This is a genomic window from Kitasatospora sp. NPDC002965 (genome assembly GCF_040611255.1).
Lineage (GTDB): Bacteria > Actinomycetota > Actinomycetes > Streptomycetales > Streptomycetaceae > Kitasatospora.
Window position 1 is genome coordinate 30,589 of the sequence record NZ_JBEXNT010000002.1, and the last position, 21,494, is coordinate 52,082.

The following is a 21,494-nucleotide window of genomic DNA, read 5'->3' on the forward strand; positions in this document are numbered from 1 at the left end:
CCGGGCACCCGGCTTGGCCGCCGTCGCACCGGCCGTTGACCGATCTCCCAGCGGCCTCCCAGCCATCCACAGCCTCTCCCGATCCTCCCGGGGGTCCTCCCGAGGTCCTCCCGGGGTCCTCCCGGGGTCCTCCCGGCCGACGCGGCGCGCCGGGAGGGCGGAGCGGGACCGGAACGGGAGGAGCCGGGTCCGGCAGCTGCTGCCGGACCCGGCTCCCGGGACCACCGTCGCGGACCGGACGGTCAGAGCTCCTTGCGGAACGCCTCCGCCACCGCGAGGAAGATCGAGTTGCCCTCGACCTCGCCGATCGAGATCCGCACGCCCTCCGGGAACGGCCGGACGATCACGCCGGCCTCGGCGCACGCGGCCGCGAAGTCCTGCGAGCGCTCACCGAGCGCCAGCCAGACGAAGTTGGCCTGCGAGTCCGGGATCTCCCAGCCCTGGGCGCGCAGCCCGGCGACCACCCGGTTCCGCTCCTCGACCAGCGCGTCCACCCGGACCATCAGGGCGTCCTCGGCGCGCAGCGAGGCGACGGCCGCGTCCTGGGAGAGCTGGGTGACGCCGAACGGCACCGCGGTCTTGCGCAGCGCGTTGGCGACCGGCTCGTGCGCGATGGCGAAGCCGACCCGCAGGCCGGCCAGGCCGTACGCCTTGGAGAAGGTGCGCAGCACGCAGACGTTGGGGCGGTCCCGGTAGAGGTCGATGCCGTTGGGCACCTCGGGGTCGCGGATGAACTCGATGTACGCCTCGTCGATGACGATCAGTATCTCGGCCGGGACCGCGTCCAGGAAGCGCTCCAGCTCGGCGCGGTGGATCACGTTGCCGGTCGGGTTGTTCGGGTTGCAGACGAAGATCAGCCGGGTCCGCTCGGTGACGGCGGCGAGCATCGCGTCGAGGTCGTGGTCACCGCCCTCGGTCAGCGGCACCGGCACCGGGGTCGCGCCGGCGACCTGGGTGATGATCGGGTAGGCCTCGAAGGAGCGCCAGGCGAACATCACCTCGTCGCCGGGGCCGGCGGTCGAGAGGATCAGCGACTGGGCGACGCCGACCGAGCCGGTGCCGGTGGCGATGTGCTCGGCCGGGACGCCGAAGTGCTTCGCCAGCTCGGCGGTCAGCTCGGTGACGGCCATGTCCGGGTACCGGTTGAGCTTGCCGGCGGCGGTGACCGCGGCCTCCAGCACGCCGGGCAGCGGCTCGTACGGGTTCTCGTTGGAGGACAGCTTGTAGGCGTCGGCACCGGCGGGCTTGCCGGGCTTGTAGGTGGGGATGCCGTCCAGGGTCGGCCTGAGGCGGGGGCCCTGTGCTGCGGTCACGGTCGTTCTCCTTCGTTGTATCCGCTGCGTTCGCCCGCCACGGTCGGGATCGCCGCCGTGCCCGGGAAGTCGGAACGCACCCGGTCCACCCCGGTCGGGTGCCTTGAACGATACCGACAGCGCTCACCCGTAGGAGTGAGATGCCCGGTCGGGTTACCGGCGCAGATCAGCCATTCTGTCGGGTTCCTATGGCACATGTCAGAGGTAAGACGGCTGGTTTCGTGCGGGTATCGAAGGGGCGCGCACCGGCTCACTCGTGGAGAAACGTATCTCCGAGGGCTCCCGATGCGCCGGTCACAGACCCTTGTCAGGAGCCATACGATCGGTCCGCCATGACAGCAGCAGCCAACCAGAGCGGTCGGCGGCCCACCACCTCACGGCGTCTTGAGCGGGCCGGCATCCGGGATGTGGCAGCAGCCGCCGGAGTGTCGATCACCACCGTCTCCGACGCGCTGAACGGGAAGGGCCGCCTGCCCGACGAGACCAGAAGCCGGGTGCGCGAAGTCGCCGAGCGCCTCGGCTACCGCCCCTCGGCGGCCGCCCGAACCCTGCGCACCGGACGGTCCGGCCTGATCGGGCTGACCGTCACCACCTACGGCGAAGAGCCGTTCACCTTCACCGAATTCGCCTACTTCGCCGAGATGGCCCGGGCCGCCACCAGCGCGGCCCTCGGCCGTGGCTACGCGCTGGTGGTGCTGCCCGCGTCCTCCCGGCACGACGTCTGGGGCAACATCGCGCTCGACGGCACCGTGGTGATCGACCCGCCGGACCAGGACCCGCTGGTCAGCGAGCTGTACCGGTCCGGCGTCCCGGTGGTCAGCGACGGCAAGCCCGGCAACTGCCCGGTCACCGCCTGGGTCGACAACGACCACGAGGCCGCCGTGCTCGGCATCCTCGACCACCTCTCCGAGGCCGGCGCCCGCCGGATCGGCCTGCTCACCGGCACCAGCACCGACACCTACACCCGGCTCTCCACCGAGGCCTACCTCGGCTGGTGCGCCAAGGTCGGCCAGGAGCCGGTCTACGAGACCTACCCCGCGCACGACCCGGCCGCCGGCGCCGTCGCCGCCGACCGGCTGCTCGCCCGCCCCGACCGACCCGACGCCGTCTACGGCCTCTTCGACCCCAACGGCACCGACCTGCTCGCCGCGGCCCGCCGGTACGGCCTGCGGGTGCCGGACGACCTGCTCCTGGTCTGCTGCAGCGAGAGCGACGTCTACGCCACCACCGAGCCGCCGATCACCACGCTCTCGCTCAAGCCGCGCCGGATCGGCACCACCGTGGTGAACCTGCTCATCGACGCCATCGAAGGAGTGGACTCCGGCACCGGCGTCGACATCGCCCGGCTCTTCCCGCCCCGTTTCCGCACCGCCGGCACCGGCCCGCCGCCCGGCACCCTGATGCCCACCGAGCTCATCGTCCGCGCCTCCTCGCAACGACGGAGCCCGCGCACCACGGTCAGCCCGCCCCGCTTGCCGGGCGAGGTGTGACCCCGGGACGGCGCCCCCTCGGGGTCGCGGTCTAGACCATGCCCAGTCGGGACAAAACGGACCTGACGGACCGCCCGGCTGACGCTCCGGAGGATTGGATACCCACCAGGTGACGACGCCGGGAGAGTGGTCTTCCTATGATGGGCGAATGACACCCGAGGACCGCTTCCCCGGGCCTGAACACCCGGACTCAGGCCCCCGCCACCAGCCGGACCTCGACGTGCTGCCATACGGCACCTATTACGAACCAGAGCCCGCCAGCGGCTACTCCGAGGCCCCGTACGAGGCCGAGACGTACAGCGGCTACGGCGGCGCCCGCTACCTCGAACAGCACTGGCCGGTCCCCGGGACCGAGCACGGCCACGGGGCCGGGGACGGCCACGGGGGGCACGGCGGGCACCAGGGCTACGAGCCACCGGCCCTGTCCGACCACCCCGCGACCGCCCACGGCGGCAACGGCGGCCACCAGGGCCACCCCGAGCAGCAGGAACGGCAGAGCGACGACCCGCCGACCATCGAACTCGGCCCCCCGCTCGCCGAACCCGGCCTGCCCTACCACCCCTACCCGGCCCCCGGCCCCGGCGAGCCGCCCGGCCCGCTCTACGTCGTCGGCGACGTCCACGGCTACCTCGACGAACTCCTCGCCGCCCTGCGCCACCAGGGACTGGTCGACGCCGACGGCCACTGGTCCGCCGGACGCTCCCGGATCTGGTTCCTCGGCGACTTCACCGACCGCGGTCCGGACGGCATCGGCGTCATCGACCTCGTCATGCAGCTCGCCGCCGAGGCCGCCGCCGCCGGCGGCTACTGCCGCGCGCTGATGGGCAATCACGAGCTGCTCTTCCTCGGCGCGGCCAGGTACGGCGACGAGCCCGTCCAGTCCACCGCCGGCACCGCCTCCTTCCTCGCCGCCTGGCGGCTCAACGGCGGCCAGCAGCACGACCTGGAACGGCTGGAGACGCACCACATCAGCTGGCTCTCCCGGCTGCCCGCGATCGCGCTGGAGGACGACCACCTGCTGCTGCACTCCGACACCACCGCGTACCTGGAGTACGGCGAGTCCATCGCCGAGGTCAACGACGCCGTCCACGACCTGCTCGCCGACGAGGGCGTCGACGAGTGGTGGGACTGCTTCCGGCGGTTCACCAAGCGGTTCGCCTTCCGCGGCGACGCCGGCCCGACGGCCGTCCGCGAGCTGCTGGCCTCCTACGGCGGCGCGCGCGTCGTGCACGGGCACAGCCCGATCCCGTACCTCACCGGCGCGGTCCACTCGGACGACGGCATGCCGCCGCACATCCCCGGCCCGTACGTCTACGCGGACGACCTCGCCGTCGCCATGGACGGCGGCGTCACCATGGACGGCCGCCTGCTCGTCGCACGGCTGCCCATCTGACGTCCGGCCGGGCACCCGGCAGCAGGGACCGGACCGTTCACGGTCCGGTCCCTGCCGTTTGACGCGGCGTCAACCGAACAGGCGTTCCCGGCGCCCGGGCGGTCGCGCCCGCGCGGCCGGGGCGCGAAATTCCGGAAAGCCACTGTCGATCCGGCCCCACCCGCCCCTACCATCAGGGACACACCACACCCGGCCGCCCGTGTGGCGGCCCGTCTCCCGTGCCCCGCCCCCACGCCCACGAGGCGGAGCGAACGGGGTTCTGCATGAACGGGGTCCCCATGAACGACGCCCCGCACCTGCTCGCCGAGGACCGCCCGGACTTCGAGCGCCTCCTGGACGAAGCACTGCGCGACGACACCGTCCTCACCGTCCTCCGCGCGCCCGGCGCGCCCACCACCGACCGACTGCGCGACCGCGCGCTGCACGACGCCGACACCGCCGCCGCACCCGCGGCCACCGAGTACGAGCACTACCTGCGGCTGCGCGAGAACCTGCGCAGCACACCGCCCCCCGACGGGCCGGTCGGCCCGTCCGGCGAAGCCACCGCGCCCGGCCTGCTCGCCCAGCTGAGCTCGTCCGACGGCGGTGCCGGACTCCTCCCGGTGCTCACCGTGCTCACCCCGATCCTCGCCTGGGCCGCCGCGCTGGTGCTGCTCCTGCTCGGCTACGGCCTCCGGGCCGCCGACCCGGACCTCGCCCTGGGCCGCTCCCTGCTCACCGCGGGGTGGCTGGCGCTCGCCACCGGGGTGGCCGCGATGGCCGTGGGCATCGTCGGACTGATCCTCACCGCCCTGCGGGACGGCTCCGCCGCACCCGTCCCGGCCGGCGCCGACCCTGACCTCGCCGCCGAACTCGCCGACGCCCGGCGCGACTGGCAGCGCGCGCTGCGCGAACGGGCCCTGCCCTCGTACCTGGCCGCCGCCGCCCGGGCCGGCGGGCCGGACGGCGCCCCCGGAGGCAACGGGCTCACCTCGCGCGCCCTCACCGGCCCCGACGACGTCTGAGGTCCGCCGGCGCCCGGGGCGGCGTCCGTCCGGGGTCCGGTCCGGCCGGCCCGGTGCGGCCCGGTGCGGTGCGGCCCTCCCCGGCCGGCCCGACCGGAGGAGGGCCCGCGACGGACCTCCCCCGGCGGGGGGAGACGGTCCGCCCGCCGCGACGACGCCTCCGGCCACCCCTCGCTGGAATCGTCGGAACCGGCCGGTCCACCGGGCCACCCGGGCCGCCGGAGCCACCCGGTCAGTCACCCGGTCAGTCACCCGCTGCCGCGGCGTCCGCCGCCGCCCGGACGAACTCCCGCACCCGCGCCGTGGTGTTGCCCTCCGACCAGACCGGCCCGCGTTCGATCGGCGGCGCGTCGTGGATCGGCACGTAGGCGAGATCCGGGCGCGGGTAGTACCGCCGGGAGTGCTCGCCGACCGGCAGCACGCCCCGGCCGAGGGCGACCAGGGTGAGCATCTCGGAGAAGGTCCCGCCGGCCGGCCCCTTCGGCACCGGCCGCCCCGACGGCGTGCGGTCCGGCGTGCGGTCCCGCTTGAACGCCACCGAGGTCACCGCCGGGTACTGCACCACCGGGTGGTCCGCGAGGACCTCCAGCGACACCGACTCCCGCTCCGCCAGCGGGTGGCCGGCCGCCACGGCCAGCACCCGGCGCTCGGTCATCAGCACCGGCCCGCAGGCCATCCCGTCGAACGGGTAGGACGCGATCAGGACGTCCACGGAGCCGTCCAGCAGGCTGGACCGGGTGTTCGCCAGCTGGGCCTCGCGGACGTCCACCCGGCAGTCCGGGTGCCGCTCGGCGAACAGCGCCACCGCCTTCAGCAGCACCGGCGCCGTCCCCTCCCCGAGGAAGGCGACCCGCAGCTCGCCGGTGACGCCCCGGTTCGCGTCCACCGCCCGCCGGACCGCCTCGTCCATCCCCGCCACCAGCGGCGCCAGGTCGTCCGCGAGCCGCCGCCCCACCGGCGTGATCCGCACCGTCCGGCTGGTCCGCTCGAACAGCGGCCCGCCGACCCGCCGTTCGAGCTGCCGCACCACCTGGCTGACCCGCCCCGTGGTGAGCAGCAACCGCTCCGCCGTCCGCCCGAAGTGCAGTTCCTCGGCGAGCGTCAGGAAGATCTCGACCTCCAACCGTTCCAGCACCGGCCCCGCCCCTCCCCGGCGTTTAGCCCGGCTCAACGATCCTTGGCCGATCCCGCCTTGATGGCGACGGCCGCCCGGCGGATCGTAGAGGACACGAACCGCCACCGCCTCTCCCCGACTGGAGCCACCGTGACCGCCCTCCGCGTCAAGGCCTTCGACCACCTCGTGCTCAACGTCCGCGACATCGAGCGCTCGCTGGAGTTCTACGGCGGGCTGCTCGGCCTGGCGCCCGTCCGCGTCGACGAGTGGCGGGCCGGCGAGGCCCCCTTCCCGTCGATCCGGATCACCCCCGAGACCATCATCGACCTGATCAGCCGCCCCCGGGGCGAGTCCAACGTCGACCACATCTGCCTGACCGTCGAACCGCTGGACTGGCAGGAGGTCATCGACGCCGGCACCTTCACCGTCCTCGAAGGCCCCGTCCCCCGCTACGGCGCACGCGGCACCGCGACGTCCGTGTACGTGCAGGACCCGGACGGCAACACCGTCGAACTCCGCTGGTACCCCGAGGACGCCGCCTGACCCCGACCTGACCCCGCCCGTCGGCGGGGGCGCCCGGAACGGGCCGAGGGCGCGGCGGCCCGGGGGCCCGGCGCGCTCGATTCGAGCCCCGGGGGATCCCGCGCACCGGCGCCGCCCGTCCCCGGCGGGGGGTCGCGCTCCGCTGCGCGGCCTCCGTCAGCCGGTGCAGCGGGGTCCGCACCGGCAGGTCGTCACGGATCTCACCGACCCGGTGCCGCTCCTCGGGCACGCGTGGCAACTCCGGCGCCGCCCGCTCGCGTTCCTGCGATCGCTCCCACGACACGGCGACCTCGTCGAGATCGGACTCGGGCCGCGCAGAGCCTGTGCGGTGTGCCACCCGGACCTGGTGCGGCAGGTGCTCACCGACGCGAGGACCTTCGACAAGGGCGGGCCGGTCGACGACAAGCTCCGGCAGCTGCTGGGGAGCGGCCTGGGCACCAACGCCCGTGAACCACACCGCAGGCAGCGCCGGTCGGGACCGGTGTCCCGGTCCGCGAGGTCAGGCGAGGGCGGTGGCCAGGAGGGTGAAGGCGGCGACGATGACGGCGACGCGGGCGTAGTGGAAGCGGTCCCAGCGGTCGCTCTGCTCCCTCCAGTCCGCGGGCCGGTTCTCGGGGGTCCACGTCTTGCTCCGGTTGTTGATCGGGACGAGCAGCAGGACCGACATGAGCACGCTGATGACCAGCAGTGCGGCGGCGGTCACGACGAGGCCGACGCCCGGGCGGTGCCATCCGGCTACGGCCCACACGGCGCTCAGGGCGAGGGAGGTGAAGTACCAGACCGGCATCAGGGCGCCGAGCATCCGGCCACCGTGGGCGCGGCCGAGCTGGTAGCTCTCCTCGGGCAGTGCGCCGAGGATCCGGTTGACGACGAAGGCGACGGAGAACTCCACCCCCACCATCACTCCGACAACCACGATGGTGACGACCTTGAGTGCGTCGAGCATGATGACCCCTCCTGGGATCTAGCGCCGCTAGGTGATGAGAGCAACGCTAGTACTACTGCCGCTCACTTGTCTAGCGGTGCTAGAATCAGGTCATGTCGGTACAGGAACGCAAGGAACGCGAACGGGCGGCCCGCGAGCACCTCATCGTGGCAACGGCCCGCGAAATCGCCGAGCAACAGGGCTGGGACGCGGTCACCACCCGCCGGCTCGCCGAGCGCATCGAGTACAGCCAGCCCGTCCTCTACAGCCACTTCCGCGGCAAGCGCGAGATCATCGGGGCCGTCGCCCTGGAGGGTGCCGCCGAGATGGCCGCGGCGCTGCGGGCCGCGACCTCGGCCGCCGACGGCCCCCGCACCCGGGTCACCGCTCTCGCCCGCACCTACCTCGACTTCGCCGAACGCCACCCGGCGGTCTACGACGCCATGTTCCAGCTCGACGGCGGTCTGGCCTTCGCGGCCGAGGACACCCCGGCGCCGCTGAAGGACGCCTTCGCCGCCCTGCTGGAGAGCCTCGGCGAGGTCGCCGGGGAGGGCGTCCACCCGGGGCTGTTCACCGAGGTGTTCTGGGCGGCCCTGCACGGGCTGGCCACCCTGACCCGGGCGGGACGGCTGCCGCCGGCCGAAGCCGAGCAGAGGGTGGAGCTGTTGGTGGACCGACTCGCCGTGATCTGACACCCCGGTCGGACGGACGGGCAGCCGCAGGCCCTCCCGGCTGCCCGTCTACGAGTCCCCGCCCCGACACGACCCCGACACGACCCCGAACCCGAACCCGAATCCGCCCGCGGTCAACGTTCGCCGCGACCCGTCAAGCCCCCGGCGAAACGGGTCAGCGGCACCCGAACCACACGGCTGCCGTCCGGGCCGACGCCCCGTTGCACGGCAGTGACGGCCGTCTCTTGGTAAGCAAACGATTCTCCTGAGAAGATCCTCCCGTCGCAGCCGCCGGACCCGCAGGGAGAGCGGCGGACCGACCTTCAGCACGCACCCGCGTTCGGTTCTTCCCGGGGGGAATCCGCTCATGTCCGCACGCCCGCTCACCCGCCGTTCCCGCCTGCTCGCCACCGCCACGCTGGTGGTCGCCGCCGGCACCTCCGCGCTCGCCCCGGCGACGGCCTTCGCCGACACCCCGGCGCCCTCCGCCTCCGCCACCGCCGCCGCCTCGGACACCCCCGCCCCGAGCACCGCCCAGCCCCTGACGGCCACCCTGGAGCCGGCCGCGGGACAGGCGCCGCTGACCCGCGGCGGCGTCGGCGCGACCCTGACGATGACCGTCACCAACAACTCCGACCAGGAGCGCCCGTTCCACCCGGCGGTGACCGTCACACCGGTGGGCGCCGCCCCGACCGGATGGAACTGGATCGACTTCAGCGCCAAGGCGATCTCCGCGCCGGCCACCTACGGCCTGACCAGCTTCAACGGGAGCAACTTCTCCGGCCACGTCCTGCCCGAGAACCGGATGTCCCACGTGCCCTTCACGGTGCCGGCCCGCACGACCTACAGCTGGGCGGTCTCCTTCACCCTGAGGGCCGCCCTCCCGGCGGACGACACCGCCGTGAAGGTCGCGCTGGTGAACGACCTCGGCAACAGCACCGCCGTCGAGCCGGTGACCCTGCCGGTCGCCTCCCCCACCGGCGCCCTCGTCCAGAAGTTCACGAACAACCTGGGCACCGTCTCGTACAAGAAGCCCTTCGAGACCGACCTCGACCTGACCAACAACGGCGCGGCCATCGGCGCCGCGATCAATCCGACGCTCCGCTTCAGTGACGGTTCCCGCCCGATCTCCGCCGTCCTCAAGCTGGAGGTGTCCCAGGGCGGTGCGTGGGTCACCGTCCCGGGCTCGGACAACGTCTGGAAGCTGCCGCCGGTGACCGGCGGCCTCGGCAAGGGCACGAGCCACCGCTACAAGGTACGGCTGTCGCTCACCGGCTACACCGGGCAGTGGTCCGGCGTCTCCGGCTCGCTCAGCCTCGACCCGGACACCGACCAAGGCCCGGTCGACACCATCCTGAAGGCGTCGGTGACGCTGGACGGCAACGGTGCCCCGTCCATCTCGCCCTCGGCCTCGCCCTCCACCGCGACGGCCAAGCCCAGCCCGACCGCGACGACCGCCGCCCCGACGACCTCCACCACCCGGCCCAGCCCGACCGCGACGACCAGGACGCCCGACGCCCAGGTCGTCCCGGCGGCCGCCAACACCCCCTCGGCCCCGGCCGCCGCCAACACCACCGCCCCGGCCGGCACCAACCTCGCCGCCACCGGGGCCGGCAACTCCGGCGCCCTGTTCGGCGCGGGCGCGGCCCTGGTGCTGCTCGGCGCCGGCGCGGTCCTCTACGCGAAGCGCCGCCGCACCGCGTCCCAGGGCTGACCCGGCCCCGGTGCCCCGGCGCCCGCCGCCGGGGCACCGGCCCGCCGGCTCGGCCGCAGTGCTGGGAAGCCCCCTCCACCTCCCAGCACCGCTGTCGGTCTGCGCGCGAGCTCGACCCCACTCCCGCCCGATGCCGACGGCGGAGCCCGTCAGTCGGCCAGCGGGAGGTAGACGCGGTTGCCCTGGGCGGCGAACTCGGCGGACTTCTCGGCCATGCCGGCGACCGCGTCGGCGCCGTAGCCGGCGTTGACGGCCGTGGAGCCGTCGCCGTGCTGGTCGCGGATCTGCTGGGAGATCTTCATCGAGCAGAACTTCGGCCCGCACATGGAGCAGAAGTGGGCCGTCTTGGCGGGCTCGGCCGGGAGGGTCTCGTCGTGGAACTCGCGGGCCGTCTCCGGGTCGAGGGCCAGGTTGAACTGGTCCTCCCAGCGGAACTCGAAGCGGGCGTCGGAGAGGGCGTCGTCCCAGTCCTGGGCGCCCGGGTGGCCCTTGGCGAGGTCGGCGGCGTGGGCGGCGATCTTGTAGGTGATGACGCCGGTCTTCACGTCGTCCCGGTTCGGCAGGCCCAGGTGTTCCTTGGGCGTGACGTAGCAGAGCATCGCGGTGCCCCACCAGGCGATCATCGCCGCACCGATGCCGGAGGTGATGTGGTCGTAGCCGGGCGCGACGTCCGTGGTGAGCGGGCCGAGGGTGTAGAACGGGGCCTCGTCGCAGATCTCCTTCTGGAGATCCATGTTCTCCTTGATCTTGTTCATCGGGACGTGGCCCGGACCCTCGATCATCACCTGGACGTCCCTGGCGCGGGCGATCCGGCCCAGCTCGCCCAGCGTCTCCAGCTCGGCGAACTGCGCCTCGTCGTTGGCGTCGGCGATCGAACCGGGGCGCAGGCCGTCACCGAGCGAGAAGGTGACGTCGTAGCGCGCGAGGATGTCGCAGAGCTCCGCGAAGTTGGTGTAGAGGAAGTTCTCCTGATGGTGCGCCAGGCACCAGGCGGCCATGATCGATCCGCCGCGCGAGACGATGCCGGTCTTGCGGCGGGCCGTCAGCGGAACGTACCGCAGCAGCACGCCCGCGTGGACGGTCATGTAGTCGACGCCCTGCTCGCACTGCTCGATGACGGTGTCGCGGTAGACGTCCCAGCTGAGCTCCTCCGCCCGGCCGTCGACCTTCTCCAGCGCCTGGTAGAGCGGCACGGTCCCGATCGGCACGGGGGAGTTGCGCAGGATCCACTCGCGGGTGGTGTGGATGTTGCGGCCGGTGGAGAGGTCCATGACGGTGTCGGCGCCCCAGCGGGTGGCCCAGGTCATCTTCTCCACCTCCTCCTCGATCGAGGAGGTGACGGCGGAGTTGCCGATGTTCGCGTTGATCTTCACCAGGAAGTTGGTGCCGATGACGGCCGGCTCCACCTCGGGGTGGTTCACGTTGACCGGGATGACGGCGCGCCCGCGGGCGACCTCGTCGCGCACGAACTCGGCCTCCAGGCCCTCGCGCAGGGCGACGAACTCCATCTCGGGCGTCACGACGCCGCGCTTGGCGTAGGCCAGCTGGGTGACGGCCTCACCGCTCCGTCCGCGCAGCGGGCGGCGCGGACGGCCGGGGAAGACCGCGTCGAGGTTGCGCAGGTTTCCGCCGCGCGGCGAGGTGTGCTTGATGCCGTCGTCCTCGGGGCGCGCCTCGCGCCCGTCGTACTCCTCGACGTCGCCGCGCTGACGGATCCAGGAGTCGCGCAGGGCCGGCAGACCGCGCCGCACGTCGGGTTCGTAGGCCGGATCGGTGTACGGCCCGGAGGTGTCGTACAGCGGGACGGTCTTCCCGTTGGTGAGCACGACCTCGCGGTACGGAACGCGCAGGTCGGGGCGGGACCCGTCGCGGTAGGCCTTGCGCCAGGCCGGGGTCGGGTAGCCGGTACCCGCGCTGGAGACGGCGGAGTTCCGGGCAGACTGCGGCTGTGCGTCGAACGTGGTCATCAGACCTTCTACTCCCTACGCCGGCATTACCCGGTCAGGTTCCTGCGGTCGACGCAGCGGTCGGCACGTCGGACGACGTTCCGGTCAGCGCCCTCTCAGCCCGGTGCTCCGAGCTCCCGTGTCCGCAGGCCGTGTTGCCTGCGCATGACGTCCAACACCGTAGCGAGCGGAACGCCGGAGGTCCAGAGGGGGTCGGAACGGCCGGACGACGGGTGTCGAATCCGGCAAACCGGACGGTCGCGGCCGAGCGGACCGGCAATCGGGCCCCGGCCGGGCAGACTGGCAGTCGCGGGGTCGACGGCGGGGACGACGAGAGGGAGGCCGGCGTGGTCGGAAGCACGGGGCGGGTCACCGGGACGGTTGGCACGGGGCTGGTCGGCGAGGTGATGGTGCACGTCCCGGAGCGGCAGGGCGCCGAGGCGTTCCTCGCCTACCTCGCCGTGCCGGGGGACCGACTGCCGGTCGGCACACCGGTGTTGGTGATCGAGTACCAGCCGCCACGCACCGTGTACGTAGCGCCCATAGGCCCGTGACGACCTTGTGACAGGGCGTCATGTCACTTCCCTTTCCATCGGTTTGGCTCCGGCGGAGAATCCGATTCGGCGCATCTCCTGCGCCGGAAGGGGGAGTTGAACCATGGTGTACCTCATCCCCGGAGCGGTGGTCGCGACACTGCTCCTCGGAATCACACTCTTCAAACTCATGTGGCGGGTGGCCGAGCCGAACGAGGCTCTGATCATCTCCGGCTCCCGGCACCGGACCGAGGGGGTCGGCGACGGGCTGGGATTCCGGATCGTCACCGGCCGGGGGACCCTCGTCACCCCCGGCCTGCAGGGCGTCCGGCGGCTCTCGCTGGACCTCAACGAGGCCGAACTGAACGTCGAGTGCGTCACCACGCAGGGCATCCCGGTCCGGGTGAAGGGCGTGGTGATCTTCAAGGTCGGCGACGACGACGTCTCGATCGCCAACGCCGCCCGCCGTTTCCTCGACCAGCAGAAGCTGATCAGCCAGCGCGTCCACAACGTCTTCGCCGGACACCTGCGGTCGATCGTCGGCGGGCTCACCGTCGAGGACATGATCCGCGACCGCGAGCGGCTCACCGGGGAGACCAGGGCCGCCTCGGGGCTGGAGATGGAGAAGCTCGGGCTGATCATCGACACCCTGCAGATCCAGGAGATCATCGACCCGACCGGCTACATCAAGAACCTCGCCATCCCGCACGCCGCAGCCGTCCAGCGGGACGCCCGGATCGCGCAGGCGCACGCCGACCGGCTGGCCACCGAGGCCGAGCAGGAGGCGGCCGCCCGCAAGGCCGAGGCGACCCGCAACAGCGAGATCCAGCAGGCCTCCTACCAGGCCGAACGGGACACCGCCAACGCCAGGGCCCGGCAGGCCGGCCCGCTCGCCGACGCCGGCGCCCGGCAGCAGGTGGTGGTCCAGGAGACCCGGGTCGCCGAGCTGGAGGCCCAGCGGAAGGAGCAGCAGCTCCAGATCGACGTCCGCAAACCGGCCGACGCCCGGGCGTACGACACCCGGACCACGGCGGACGCCGACCGTGACGCCCGGATCTCCGCCGCCCAGGCCCAGGCCCAGGAGACCGAGCTGAAGGCGGCGGCCGAGGCCGGCCGGGTCCGCATCGCGGCCCAGGCCGAGGCGGAGGCCACCAAGCTGCGAGGCCTGGCCGCCGCCGAGGCCACCAGGGCCACCGGCGAGGCGGAGGCGGCGTCCGCCGAGGCACGCGGTCTGGCGGACGCGCAGGCCGTCCGGGCTCTCGGTCTCGCCAAGGCCGAGGGCCTCAAGGCCCGTGCCGACGCGCTGGCCGAGAACCAGGAAGCTCTGGTCGCACAGGAGTTGGCGGAGAAGTGGCCGGACATCGTGCTGGCCGCCGCCGAGTCGTTCGGCCACGTCGAGCACATGGTGCTGCTCAACGGCGCCGACGGAATGGGCGAGCTGTTCGCCAAGGCGCTCACCATGGGCGGCACCGGACTCGGCCTGGCCCGCCAGCTGCTGACCACCATCGGGCCGGAGGCCGCACCGGCCGCGGCACCCACCGCGGCACCGGCTGCGGCCGTCCAGCAGATTCCGGTCGACCGCACGCCGGCGGACCGGGTGCCCGCGGACCGGACCACGGAGGAGTGACGTGATTGGGTAGCCGCCCGCGCCCACCTGAGTACGGGTACTCAGGTGGGCGCGGGTGCGTCCGCCGGACGATGGGGACATGCACCCTGCAGCCACCGCGCGGATCGGCATCACCGCCGTCGGAGCCCACCTGCCCGCCCGCCGCCTGACCTCCCAGCAGCTCCAGGACGAGGTCACCGCCGGCGGCCGACTCCGCCTGCCGGAGCGGACGTTCGAGAAGGCCACCGGCATCGTCACCCGGCACTTCGCGGCCGAGGGCGAGTACGCCTCCACGCTGGCCGTGGGCGCCGCCCGGCGCGCCCTCGCCGCCCGCGGACTGGACCCGCTCGACCTCGACCTGCTGCTGTACGCATCGGCCACCCGGGACGTCTGCGAGCCCGCCACGGCCCACCTCGTCCAGGCCGAACTCGGCTCCCGCGCACACGCGCTGGACGTCAGCAACGCCTGCAACAGCTTCCTCAACGGCATCGACCTGGCCCGCGCGATGATCCTCGCCGGCCGGGCCCGGCGCGCCCTGGTGGTCACCGGCGAGACGCCGAGCCGGGCCATGCGGCGCGACCCGGAGGGCCTCGCCGACTTCCGCGACGGGTTCGCCGGCTACACCTTCGGCGACGCCGGCGCCGCCGTCGTGGTCGAGGCGGTGGAACGCGGCGGCATCCTCGACATCGAGACCGAGACCGCCTCCGAACACTGGGAGGTCGGCGGGATCCCGGGCGGCGGCTCGCGGCACCCGCGCGGCGACGAGTACAGCTACTTCCGGGGCGGCGGCAAGGAGTTGCGCGGCGTCTTCGAGAAGATCGGCGGGGACATCCTGACCCGGGTGGCCGCCCGCACCGGCCTCGGCTGGGACGACTACGCCCGGGTGCTGGTGCACCAGGTGACCGTCCCCTACCTGGAGCGGTTCGTCGAGCTCACCGGGGTGCCGGCGGAGAAGCTGGTGGTCACCGTGCCCGAGCTGGGCAACGTCGCCAGCGCCACGCTCGGCATCCAACTCGACCGAATAAGAGACGAGTTGAATCCCGGAGACAAGGTGCTCCTGCTCGGCCTGGGCGGCGGCGTCAGCCTGATGACGATGGTCTGGGAGGCGTCGTGAGCACCCCGGCGACCCCCCGGACGGACGGCCACCGGCTCTGGGTCGTCGTCCCCGCCTACCAGGAGGAGGCCCGGATCACCGGCACCCTGGACGCCCTCGCCGCCCAACGGGACCGGGAGTTCACCCTGCTGGTCGCCGACAACGGCTCGACCGACGGCACGGTGGCCGCCGTCCGCGCCTTCGCCGCCCGGGCGCCCTTCCCCGTCGAGGTACTGGTCGAGCCGGAGAAGGGCGTCGGCTCCGCGGTCGACACCGCCTTCCGGCACGCCATCGCGCACGGCGCGACGCTGCTCGCCCGCACCGACGCCGACTGCCTGCCCGAGCCCGGCTGGAGCGCCGCCGCCCGGGCCGGGATGTGCGCCGGGGGCGGACTGGTCTGCGGCCGGGTCACCGCCCGCCGCGACGAGCACGGGCCGACCGGGCGGGCCGTCTTCCTGCTCCTGGTCGCGCTGGGCGCGTTCTTCGGCCGGATCCGGCCCGCGCACCGGCGCCGCCACGGCTACCTCACCCCGTACCGGATGCACGCCGGCAACAACATGGCGATCACCGCCGAGCTGTACCAGGCCGTCGGCGGCATGCCGCGCCGGCCCTCGCCCACCGACCGCACGTTCATCAACCGGGTCCGCCGGCACAGCACGGCGATCGTGCGCCGCCGGGACATGGTGGTGCAGAACTCCACCCGGCGGATCCGCGCCTACGGGGTGGTCGGCACGGCGCGCTGGTACCTGGAGCGCGGCGCCGGACCACGCTCCGTCGACGTCCGCTGAGCACGGCGGACCCCGGCAACCCTCCCGGTACCGGCGCCGCCCCACCCCTCGCCGCCCGGCCCTCCGCGCCGACCCGGGTCCCTGTCCCGAGCCCCTGGCCCGGCCCCTGATCCTGACCCTGATCCTGCCCCTGACCCAGCACCCGCCAGACTCCCTCGCCGAGGACACCCGATGCTCGACCGGCTCGCCCACGCGCTGCGCACCGTCCACCCCGACCGCCCGGCCGTCCTGCGGCACACCCGGCTCGGCACCACCCGGGTCCGGATCCGTCGCGGCGAACTCGCCGACCTCGCCGACACCTACGCCACCGCCCTGCACGCACGCGGCCTCACCGAAGGCACCACCCTCGGCGTCGCCGTCCGCCCCGGCCCCCGGGCCCTCGCCGTCATGCTCGCCGCGCACCGGCTCGGTCTGCGGATCGCCGTCCTGGACCCGGCCGCCGGCCCCGACGTGCTGGCCGCCCGGCTCGCCCTCGCCCAACCCGACCTGGTGCTCGCCGACGCCGCCGCCCAGGCGGTGGCCGGCTGGGCCGAGCCGCTGGCCCGGCGCGCCGGCCTCGCCCTGCCCCCGCTGGACGTGATCGGCCCGGTCGCCACCCTCGGCCGACGACTGCCCGGCTGCGCACCGGGGCTGCGGCTCGGCCGGTTCGGCGCCTCCGTGCCCCGCGCGCCCGGCCGCGACACCCACGAGCGGGACGCCGACGCCGTCATCGTCTTCACCTCCGGCACCACCGCCCGCCCGCGCGCCGTGGTGCACACCCGGAAGGGCCTGGCCGCCGGGCTGCGCACGGTCACCGACCTGGTCGACCCACGGCCCGGAACGACCGTCGTGGGCGGCACCTTCTTCGTCCTGGTCCCCGCCCTGACCGCCGGTGCCGCCGTCGCCCTGCCGGCCCGCACACCGGCCGCGCTCGCCCGCCAACTCGCCCGGCTGGCACCGGCCCACACCTATCTCACCCCGCCGCAGCTGCGCGCGGCCCTGGCCGCCGGAGCCCGGTTCACCGGGCGGGTCTGGACCGGCTCGGCGCCCGCCGACGCCGCCCTGCTCCGCCGGGTCAAGCAGGCCGGCGCCGACCAGGCCTGGGGCGTGTACGCGCTCACCGAGCTGTTCCCGGCGGCGGCCGTCGAGGAGGTCGAGAAGAGCGCCTTCACCGGCCCGGGCGACCTGGTCGGCGCCCCGCTGCCGGGTGTCCGCACCGACCTCGGTCCGGACGGCGAACTGCTGCTCACCGGCCCCGGCGCCCGTCACCGCTACCTGGGCGAGGAACCCGACCCGTGGGTGCGCACCGGCGACCGTGGCGCGCTCGACGGGAACGGCCGGATCGTGCTCGGCGGCCGGCTGAAGGACATGGTCCTGCGCCGCGCCGAGAACATCTATCCCGGCCTCTACGAACCGGCGCTGCACCTGCCGGGTGTCGCCCTCGCGGTGCTGGTCGGAGTCCCGTCCGGGGACGGCGACGAACGGCTGGTCGCCCTCGTCCAACCCGTTCCCGGCACCGATCCCGACCGGCTTCGGGCCGCGCTGAACGCCCCGCTGGACCGGATGGGCACGGCCCGCCCGGACGCCGTCCTGTTCGGCGAGGTACCTCTGACCGGCCGTTCCCGCAAACCCGACCGGGCAGCCGCATCCGCCTACTGCGCAGGGGAGTTGTCCACGTGAACACCGTCGTCCCGGACGCGCCCGCCGGCCGCCGGACCGCACCCTCGCCGGCCCCGACCGGCGCAGCAACGCCCGGCCGCACCGACCCCGGCCGCACCGACCCCGGCCGCACCGACCCCGGCCGGACGGACCCCGACCGCAGCGCCCTCGACCGCGCCGCCCTCGACCGCGCCGCCCGCCGGCGGGACCGCCGGGTCTACCTGCACAGCCACCCGGTGCTCTTCGCCCTGCTCGCCGCCACCCGCCGACGCCCGGTGGTCCGGCTCGGCCGTACCGTCCTGGTCCACGACACCGAGGCCTACCGCGAGGCGCTCACCCGGATCCCGCTCGACCGCACCGCGCCCGGCACCACCGGCGGAGCCGCCGCCCGACTGACCGACGGCGGGCTCCTGTTCGACCAGGACGGCGCCGAACACCGTTCCGCCCGAAGGGTGTTGGCAGGAGGACTCGACTCTGCGGCGGTGCGGCGGCTGCGCCCGCACTGGCTGGCCGTGCTGGCCGGACGGGTGCCGGCGATCGCCGACGGGCCGATCGACCTGGTCCGCCTGGCCCAGGAGCTGTCCGGGGTGACGGCCGCCGCGCTGACCGGCTCCCCGGCCGCCCCGCACGCCCTGGCCGGTGCCGCCGCCCGGGCCGCCGAAGCCGCCGCCCGCGACCACCTGCCCGGACCGCGGCGCCGCCGCCGCACCGCCCGGGCGTCCGCCGCGCGCGCCGCCGACCTGGCCGCGCTGCTGCCCGACCCGCTGGACACGATGGTCGCGGTCGCCACCGTCAACACCACCGTCGCCGCCCTCCCCCGGGCCGCCGCCTGGTGCGCGGACGCCGGCCTCTGGCCGTCGGTCGACGCCGCCACCGCTCCCGCGCTCGCCGCCGAGCTCCTCCGTCTCACCGCGCCCTCGCCCCTGCTCCCCCGGGTGGCCGCCGAGGACGCCGTCCTGGCCGGCCGCCGGGTCCGGGCCGGCGACCGGCTGATCCTGGTCGCCCGGCACGCCGCCCGGGCCCACCGGCCGGAGGCCGCCCCCGGTCCGGGCGCCACCCAGGCCGTCTTCGGCGCCGGACCGCACGCCTGCCCCGGCGCGGGCCTGGCCCGGGTGCTGCTCGCCGACCTCCTGCTCGCCCTCGCGCCGTACCGCCCGGTGGTCACCCGTGCCCGGGCCGACCGCCGCGCCGCGCTCCCCGGCTGGGCGGAACTCACCGTGCGCCGCACCCGCACCCCCACCGCCCGCACCCCCACCGGCCGGGCCGACACCGCCCGGGCCGACGCGGCCGCGCCGACCACCACCGTCACCCCCGCCACGACCGGGCCCGCCGTCACCGTTCCCCCCGGTCCCGCGCCCCCGGCGCCCGCACCCACCTGTCCCCACGCCGCAGCCGCCGCCCTCCACCGAGGAGCCCCCCGATGCGGATAGCCGTCACCGGAGCGAGCGGCTTCTGCGGCTCCCACGTCGTCCGCGCCGCCGTCGCCCACGGTCTGGACGTGGTCGGCTACGGCCGCCGCCCCGGTCCGGCCGGCCGCCACGTCCACTGGGACGCCGCCGTCGCCGACCCTGACCTCACCGGCGTCGACGCCGTGGTGCACTGCGCCGCCGCCGTCGCCGACCTGCCCCCGGGCTCCGCCGCCGAGGCCGGGCAGTTCGCCGTCAACGTCACCGGCACCGAGCGCCTGCTGCGCGCCGCCGCCGGGCGCCCGGTCGTCTGGGTCTCCAGCGCCAGCGTCTACGACCCCCGGATCGCCCGCGAGTCCGTCCGGGAGCACCACCCCACCGAGGGCGGTCACCTCAACGCGTACGGTCGCACCAAGGCCGCCGGTGAGCGGCTCGCGCTCGCGGCGGGGGCGGTCGTCCTGCGTCCGCGCGCCGTCTACGGGCCGGGCGATCCTCACCTCGTGCCCCGGCTGCTGGAACGGGTCCGGCACGGGCGACTGCTGCTGCCCGGAGGGGACGTCCGGCTCAGCCTCACCGCCGTGCAGAACCTCGCCGACGCCTGTCTGGCCGCCGCCGGGACAGGCCGCCCCGGCAACCGCCCGTGGGCACCGGGCGCCTACAACATCGCCGACGCCCGCCACTACCGGCGCGACGAGGCGGTCCGCGCGGTGCTCGCCGCCCACGGCGTGCACGCCGGGCTCCACCACGTCCCGGCGCCGCTGGCCCGGCTGGCCGCCCGCACCGGCCGGGTCCCGGGTCTGACCCCGTACGCGGTCGACCAGCTGTCCCGCAGCGTCACCCTGGACCTGGCCCGCGCGCGCACCCAGGGCTGGCGCCCGCTCTGGGATCTCGACACCGTCCTGATGCTCGACCGCGCGGCGCCCGCGGCCGCACCCCCCGGAACCGCCGGCCCGGCCTGAACCGCCGACCCGGCCCCCGACGACGGACGCCCGCACCCCGGTGAGGGGTGCGGGCGTCCGCGCAAGGCCGGTCGAGACCGGTGGAGACCGGTCGAGGCCGGTGAAGGCCGGTGAAGACCGGTTCCGGCCGGGTCAGTTCCTGGCGGCCTTCTTCACCAGGATCACCACCGCGGCGGCGATGCCCACCACCACCAGCAGCTTGATCGCCAGGCTCAGCAGGGCACCGACGACGCTGAACACCAGGCCGAGGATGTTCCAGGCGAGTACCAGCACCAGCACCGGCACGACGATGTTCCGCACCCACGAGGGCAGCGACTTCCAGAGCTCAGCCATGTCCGTTCCTTCTCTCCCCTTGGGGTCGGCTGCCGTCCGGTGCCGCATCCCGCTCGTTCTCGGTACTTCGATCGTACGGTGACGCAAGTGGCCGAACGAGAGCCAACGGCCCGGAGAGAACCCGGAGATCACCCCTACCCTGAACCCCGGGTGAACCCCCGGGGCCGGCCCCGGGGCCGGCCGTCCGGCAGCGCCCCGGACAAGCACCGGACGGGCCCCGGACGACACCGGCGACCTGCGGGGACGGCCCGCACGGGGGTCAGACCGGCCAGGTCTCCCGCCGCCACGCGGCGTCCCAGAACATCCACTCGTACCGCGAGGTGGTGACGAAGTGCTCCACCACGCGTCGCCGTTCGGCCGCGGACATCTCCTCACCGAGCCGGTCGGTCAGCGCCAGCACCCGCCGCACCACCGACTGGAACGCCTCGTCGCCGTAGGTGGCGATCCACTTCGCGTAGAGCGGGTCCGGGGAGCCCTGGGCCAGCAGCCGGTCCCCGACCCGGGCGTAGATCCAGTAGCACGGCAGCACCGCGCCGACCGCCTCGGCGAAGGAGCCGCCGTAGACGGTGGCGAGCAGGTAGCTGGTGTACGCGCGGGTGGTGGGGAGCACCGGCTCGGCGGCGGCCTCCTCGGCGCTGTCGCCGAAGGCCTCCAGGAAGTCGGCGTGCATCCCCTGCTCGGCCGCCAGCGCGCCGATCGCGTCGTCGGCGAAGGCCCGCACCTCCTCCTCGCCGGGGGCCTTGGCGGCGCAGACGGCGAGGGCGCGGGCGTAGTCGCGCAGGTAGTGCGAGTCCTGCACGACGAAGTGGCGGAACGCCTCGCGCGGCAGGGTGCCGTCGGTGAGGCCGGCGATGAAGGGGTGGTCGAGTATCTCGGCGTAGACCGGCTCGATCGCCGCCCAGAGTTCTTCCGTCAGGCTCAGGCTCATGCTCCGACCCTAACCGGCGGGTCCGGGCTTCCGGAGGGCCGGTCGGGGCCCGGTCCGCGGCGGCCGGACGTCCGGCCCCGTTCCTCCGGCCCCACGT

At 74.4% G+C, this 21,494-nt stretch carries 19 protein-coding genes and 1 riboswitch; of the genes, 13 read left to right on the forward strand and 6 right to left on the reverse strand.

What is annotated here, in order from left to right; all coding sequences use genetic code 11:
* Positions 1-242: 242 nt before the first annotated feature.
* On the reverse strand, positions 243-1,313 hold the full coding sequence (gene hisC, locus ABZY91_RS01130) for a histidinol-phosphate transaminase (RefSeq protein WP_329884733.1): 1,071 nt from the start codon (positions 1,311-1,313) through the stop codon (positions 243-245).
* A 332-nt stretch (positions 1,314-1,645) separates the two neighbouring features.
* On the opposite strand from hisC, the gene ABZY91_RS01135 reads away from it, so the two are divergent.
* The 3 genes from ABZY91_RS01135 to ABZY91_RS01145 all read left to right on the forward strand — a co-directional run bounded on the left by ABZY91_RS01135 (position 1,646) and on the right by ABZY91_RS01145 (position 5,200).
* The gene (locus tag ABZY91_RS01135) at positions 1,646-2,803 is read left to right on the forward strand and encodes a LacI family DNA-binding transcriptional regulator (protein WP_329884734.1); all 1,158 of its coding nucleotides are present in this window, start codon (positions 1,646-1,648) and stop codon (positions 2,801-2,803) included.
* A gap of 148 nt (positions 2,804-2,951) precedes the next feature.
* On the forward strand, positions 2,952-4,196 hold the full coding sequence (locus ABZY91_RS01140) for a metallophosphoesterase (RefSeq protein ID WP_355398899.1): 1,245 nt from the start codon (positions 2,952-2,954) through the stop codon (positions 4,194-4,196).
* A gap of 263 nt (positions 4,197-4,459) precedes the next feature.
* Entirely contained in the window at positions 4,460-5,200 is a 741-nt protein-coding gene (locus ABZY91_RS01145) for a hypothetical protein (protein WP_355398901.1), read from the forward strand.
* Between the two features lie 244 nt (positions 5,201-5,444).
* On the opposite strand, the gene ABZY91_RS01150 is transcribed toward ABZY91_RS01145, so the two are convergent.
* Positions 5,445-6,335, reverse strand: coding sequence for a LysR family transcriptional regulator (locus ABZY91_RS01150; protein ID WP_355398902.1), 891 nt, complete (start codon positions 6,333-6,335; stop codon positions 5,445-5,447).
* Positions 6,336-6,464: 129 nt separating this feature from the next.
* On the opposite strand from ABZY91_RS01150, the gene ABZY91_RS01155 reads away from it, so the two are divergent.
* Positions 6,465-6,857: a VOC family protein gene (locus tag ABZY91_RS01155; protein WP_329884739.1), complete on the forward strand. Its 393-nt coding sequence runs from the start codon at positions 6,465-6,467 to the stop codon at positions 6,855-6,857.
* A gap of 499 nt (positions 6,858-7,356) precedes the next feature.
* Here the strand turns inward: ABZY91_RS01155 and ABZY91_RS01160 are convergent, their stop codons facing one another.
* Positions 7,357-7,803, reverse strand: a complete 447-nt coding sequence (locus tag ABZY91_RS01160; protein WP_355398905.1) for a DUF1772 domain-containing protein — start codon at positions 7,801-7,803, stop codon at positions 7,357-7,359.
* Between the two features lie 92 nt (positions 7,804-7,895).
* Here ABZY91_RS01160 and ABZY91_RS01165 point away from each other — a divergent pair, with 92 nt between their 5' ends.
* Both ABZY91_RS01165 and ABZY91_RS01170 read left to right on the forward strand, forming a co-directional pair.
* Complete coding sequence (locus tag ABZY91_RS01165; RefSeq protein ID WP_329949644.1) at positions 7,896-8,474, forward strand: TetR/AcrR family transcriptional regulator; 579 nt, start codon at positions 7,896-7,898, stop codon at positions 8,472-8,474.
* 346 nt (positions 8,475-8,820) lie between these two features.
* Positions 8,821-10,167: an LPXTG cell wall anchor domain-containing protein gene (locus ABZY91_RS01170; protein ID WP_355398907.1), complete on the forward strand. Its 1,347-nt coding sequence runs from the start codon at positions 8,821-8,823 to the stop codon at positions 10,165-10,167.
* Between the two features lie 149 nt (positions 10,168-10,316).
* On the opposite strand, the gene thiC is transcribed toward ABZY91_RS01170, so the two are convergent.
* Positions 10,317-12,134, reverse strand: coding sequence for a phosphomethylpyrimidine synthase ThiC (gene thiC, locus ABZY91_RS01175; RefSeq protein WP_355398908.1), 1,818 nt, complete (start codon positions 12,132-12,134; stop codon positions 10,317-10,319).
* Positions 12,130-12,264: riboswitch (TPP riboswitch) on the reverse strand. Its footprint overlaps the gene before it by 5 nt.
* Positions 12,265-12,460: 196 nt before the next feature.
* On the opposite strand from thiC, the gene ABZY91_RS01180 reads away from it, so the two are divergent.
* From ABZY91_RS01180 to ABZY91_RS01210, 7 genes are all read left to right on the forward strand, one after another.
* The gene (locus ABZY91_RS01180) at positions 12,461-12,667 is read left to right on the forward strand and encodes a hypothetical protein (RefSeq protein ID WP_329949642.1); all 207 of its coding nucleotides are present in this window, start codon (positions 12,461-12,463) and stop codon (positions 12,665-12,667) included.
* A 103-nt stretch (positions 12,668-12,770) separates the two neighbouring features.
* On the forward strand, positions 12,771-14,273 hold the full coding sequence (locus ABZY91_RS01185) for an SPFH domain-containing protein (protein ID WP_329949641.1): 1,503 nt from the start codon (positions 12,771-12,773) through the stop codon (positions 14,271-14,273).
* Between the two features lie 79 nt (positions 14,274-14,352).
* Entirely contained in the window at positions 14,353-15,366 is a 1,014-nt protein-coding gene (locus tag ABZY91_RS01190) for a 3-oxoacyl-[acyl-carrier-protein] synthase III C-terminal domain-containing protein (protein ID WP_355398911.1), read from the forward strand.
* Complete coding sequence (locus ABZY91_RS01195) at positions 15,363-16,133, forward strand: glycosyltransferase family A protein (protein WP_355398912.1); 771 nt, start codon at positions 15,363-15,365, stop codon at positions 16,131-16,133. The genes ABZY91_RS01190 and ABZY91_RS01195 overlap by 4 nt, the downstream gene beginning before the upstream one ends.
* 171 nt (positions 16,134-16,304) lie before the next feature.
* Positions 16,305-17,792 (forward strand): class I adenylate-forming enzyme family protein, encoded by a 1,488-nt coding sequence (locus ABZY91_RS01200; RefSeq protein WP_355398914.1) that lies wholly within the window; start codon positions 16,305-16,307, stop codon positions 17,790-17,792.
* Positions 17,789-19,201 (forward strand): cytochrome P450, encoded by a 1,413-nt coding sequence (locus ABZY91_RS01205; RefSeq protein WP_355398916.1) that lies wholly within the window; start codon positions 17,789-17,791, stop codon positions 19,199-19,201. The genes ABZY91_RS01200 and ABZY91_RS01205 overlap by 4 nt, the downstream gene beginning before the upstream one ends.
* A complete protein-coding gene (locus tag ABZY91_RS01210) occupies positions 19,192-20,136 on the forward strand; it encodes an NAD(P)-dependent oxidoreductase (protein ID WP_355398917.1) in 945 nt (314 codons plus the stop codon). Before ABZY91_RS01205 ends, ABZY91_RS01210 begins: the two co-directional genes overlap by 10 nt.
* A 132-nt stretch (positions 20,137-20,268) precedes the next feature.
* Here the strand turns inward: ABZY91_RS01210 and ABZY91_RS01215 are convergent, their stop codons facing one another.
* Both ABZY91_RS01215 and tenA read right to left on the reverse strand, forming a co-directional pair.
* A complete protein-coding gene (locus tag ABZY91_RS01215; protein WP_329884753.1) occupies positions 20,269-20,469 on the reverse strand; it encodes a DUF5326 family protein in 201 nt (66 codons plus the stop codon).
* A 259-nt stretch (positions 20,470-20,728) separates the two neighbouring features.
* Complete coding sequence (gene tenA, locus ABZY91_RS01220; RefSeq protein WP_329884754.1) at positions 20,729-21,397, reverse strand: thiaminase II; 669 nt, start codon at positions 21,395-21,397, stop codon at positions 20,729-20,731.
* Positions 21,398-21,494 lie beyond the last annotated feature (97 nt).

Coding starts and splice junctions, on each gene's coding strand:
- ABZY91_RS01135 (WP_329884734.1), top strand. CDS start 1,646: ATGACAGCAGCAGCCAACCAGAGCGGTCGGCGGCCCACCACCTCACGG.
- thiC (WP_355398908.1), bottom strand. CDS start 12,134: ATGACCACGTTCGACGCACAGCCGCAGTCTGCCCGGAACTCCGCCGTC.
- tenA (WP_329884754.1), bottom strand. CDS start 21,397: ATGAGCCTGAGCCTGACGGAAGAACTCTGGGCGGCGATCGAGCCGGTC.
- ABZY91_RS01165 (WP_329949644.1), top strand. CDS start 7,896: ATGTCGGTACAGGAACGCAAGGAACGCGAACGGGCGGCCCGCGAGCAC.
- ABZY91_RS01170 (WP_355398907.1), top strand. CDS start 8,821: ATGTCCGCACGCCCGCTCACCCGCCGTTCCCGCCTGCTCGCCACCGCC.
- ABZY91_RS01215 (WP_329884753.1), bottom strand. CDS start 20,469: ATGGCTGAGCTCTGGAAGTCGCTGCCCTCGTGGGTGCGGAACATCGTC.
- ABZY91_RS01185 (WP_329949641.1), top strand. CDS start 12,771: ATGGTGTACCTCATCCCCGGAGCGGTGGTCGCGACACTGCTCCTCGGA.
- ABZY91_RS01200 (WP_355398914.1), top strand. CDS start 16,305: ATGCTCGACCGGCTCGCCCACGCGCTGCGCACCGTCCACCCCGACCGC.
- ABZY91_RS01160 (WP_355398905.1), bottom strand. CDS start 7,803: ATGCTCGACGCACTCAAGGTCGTCACCATCGTGGTTGTCGGAGTGATG.
- ABZY91_RS01140 (WP_355398899.1), top strand. CDS start 2,952: ATGACACCCGAGGACCGCTTCCCCGGGCCTGAACACCCGGACTCAGGC.
- ABZY91_RS01210 (WP_355398917.1), top strand. CDS start 19,192: ATGCGGATAGCCGTCACCGGAGCGAGCGGCTTCTGCGGCTCCCACGTC.
- ABZY91_RS01145 (WP_355398901.1), top strand. CDS start 4,460: ATGAACGGGGTCCCCATGAACGACGCCCCGCACCTGCTCGCCGAGGAC.
- ABZY91_RS01190 (WP_355398911.1), top strand. CDS start 14,353: ATGCACCCTGCAGCCACCGCGCGGATCGGCATCACCGCCGTCGGAGCC.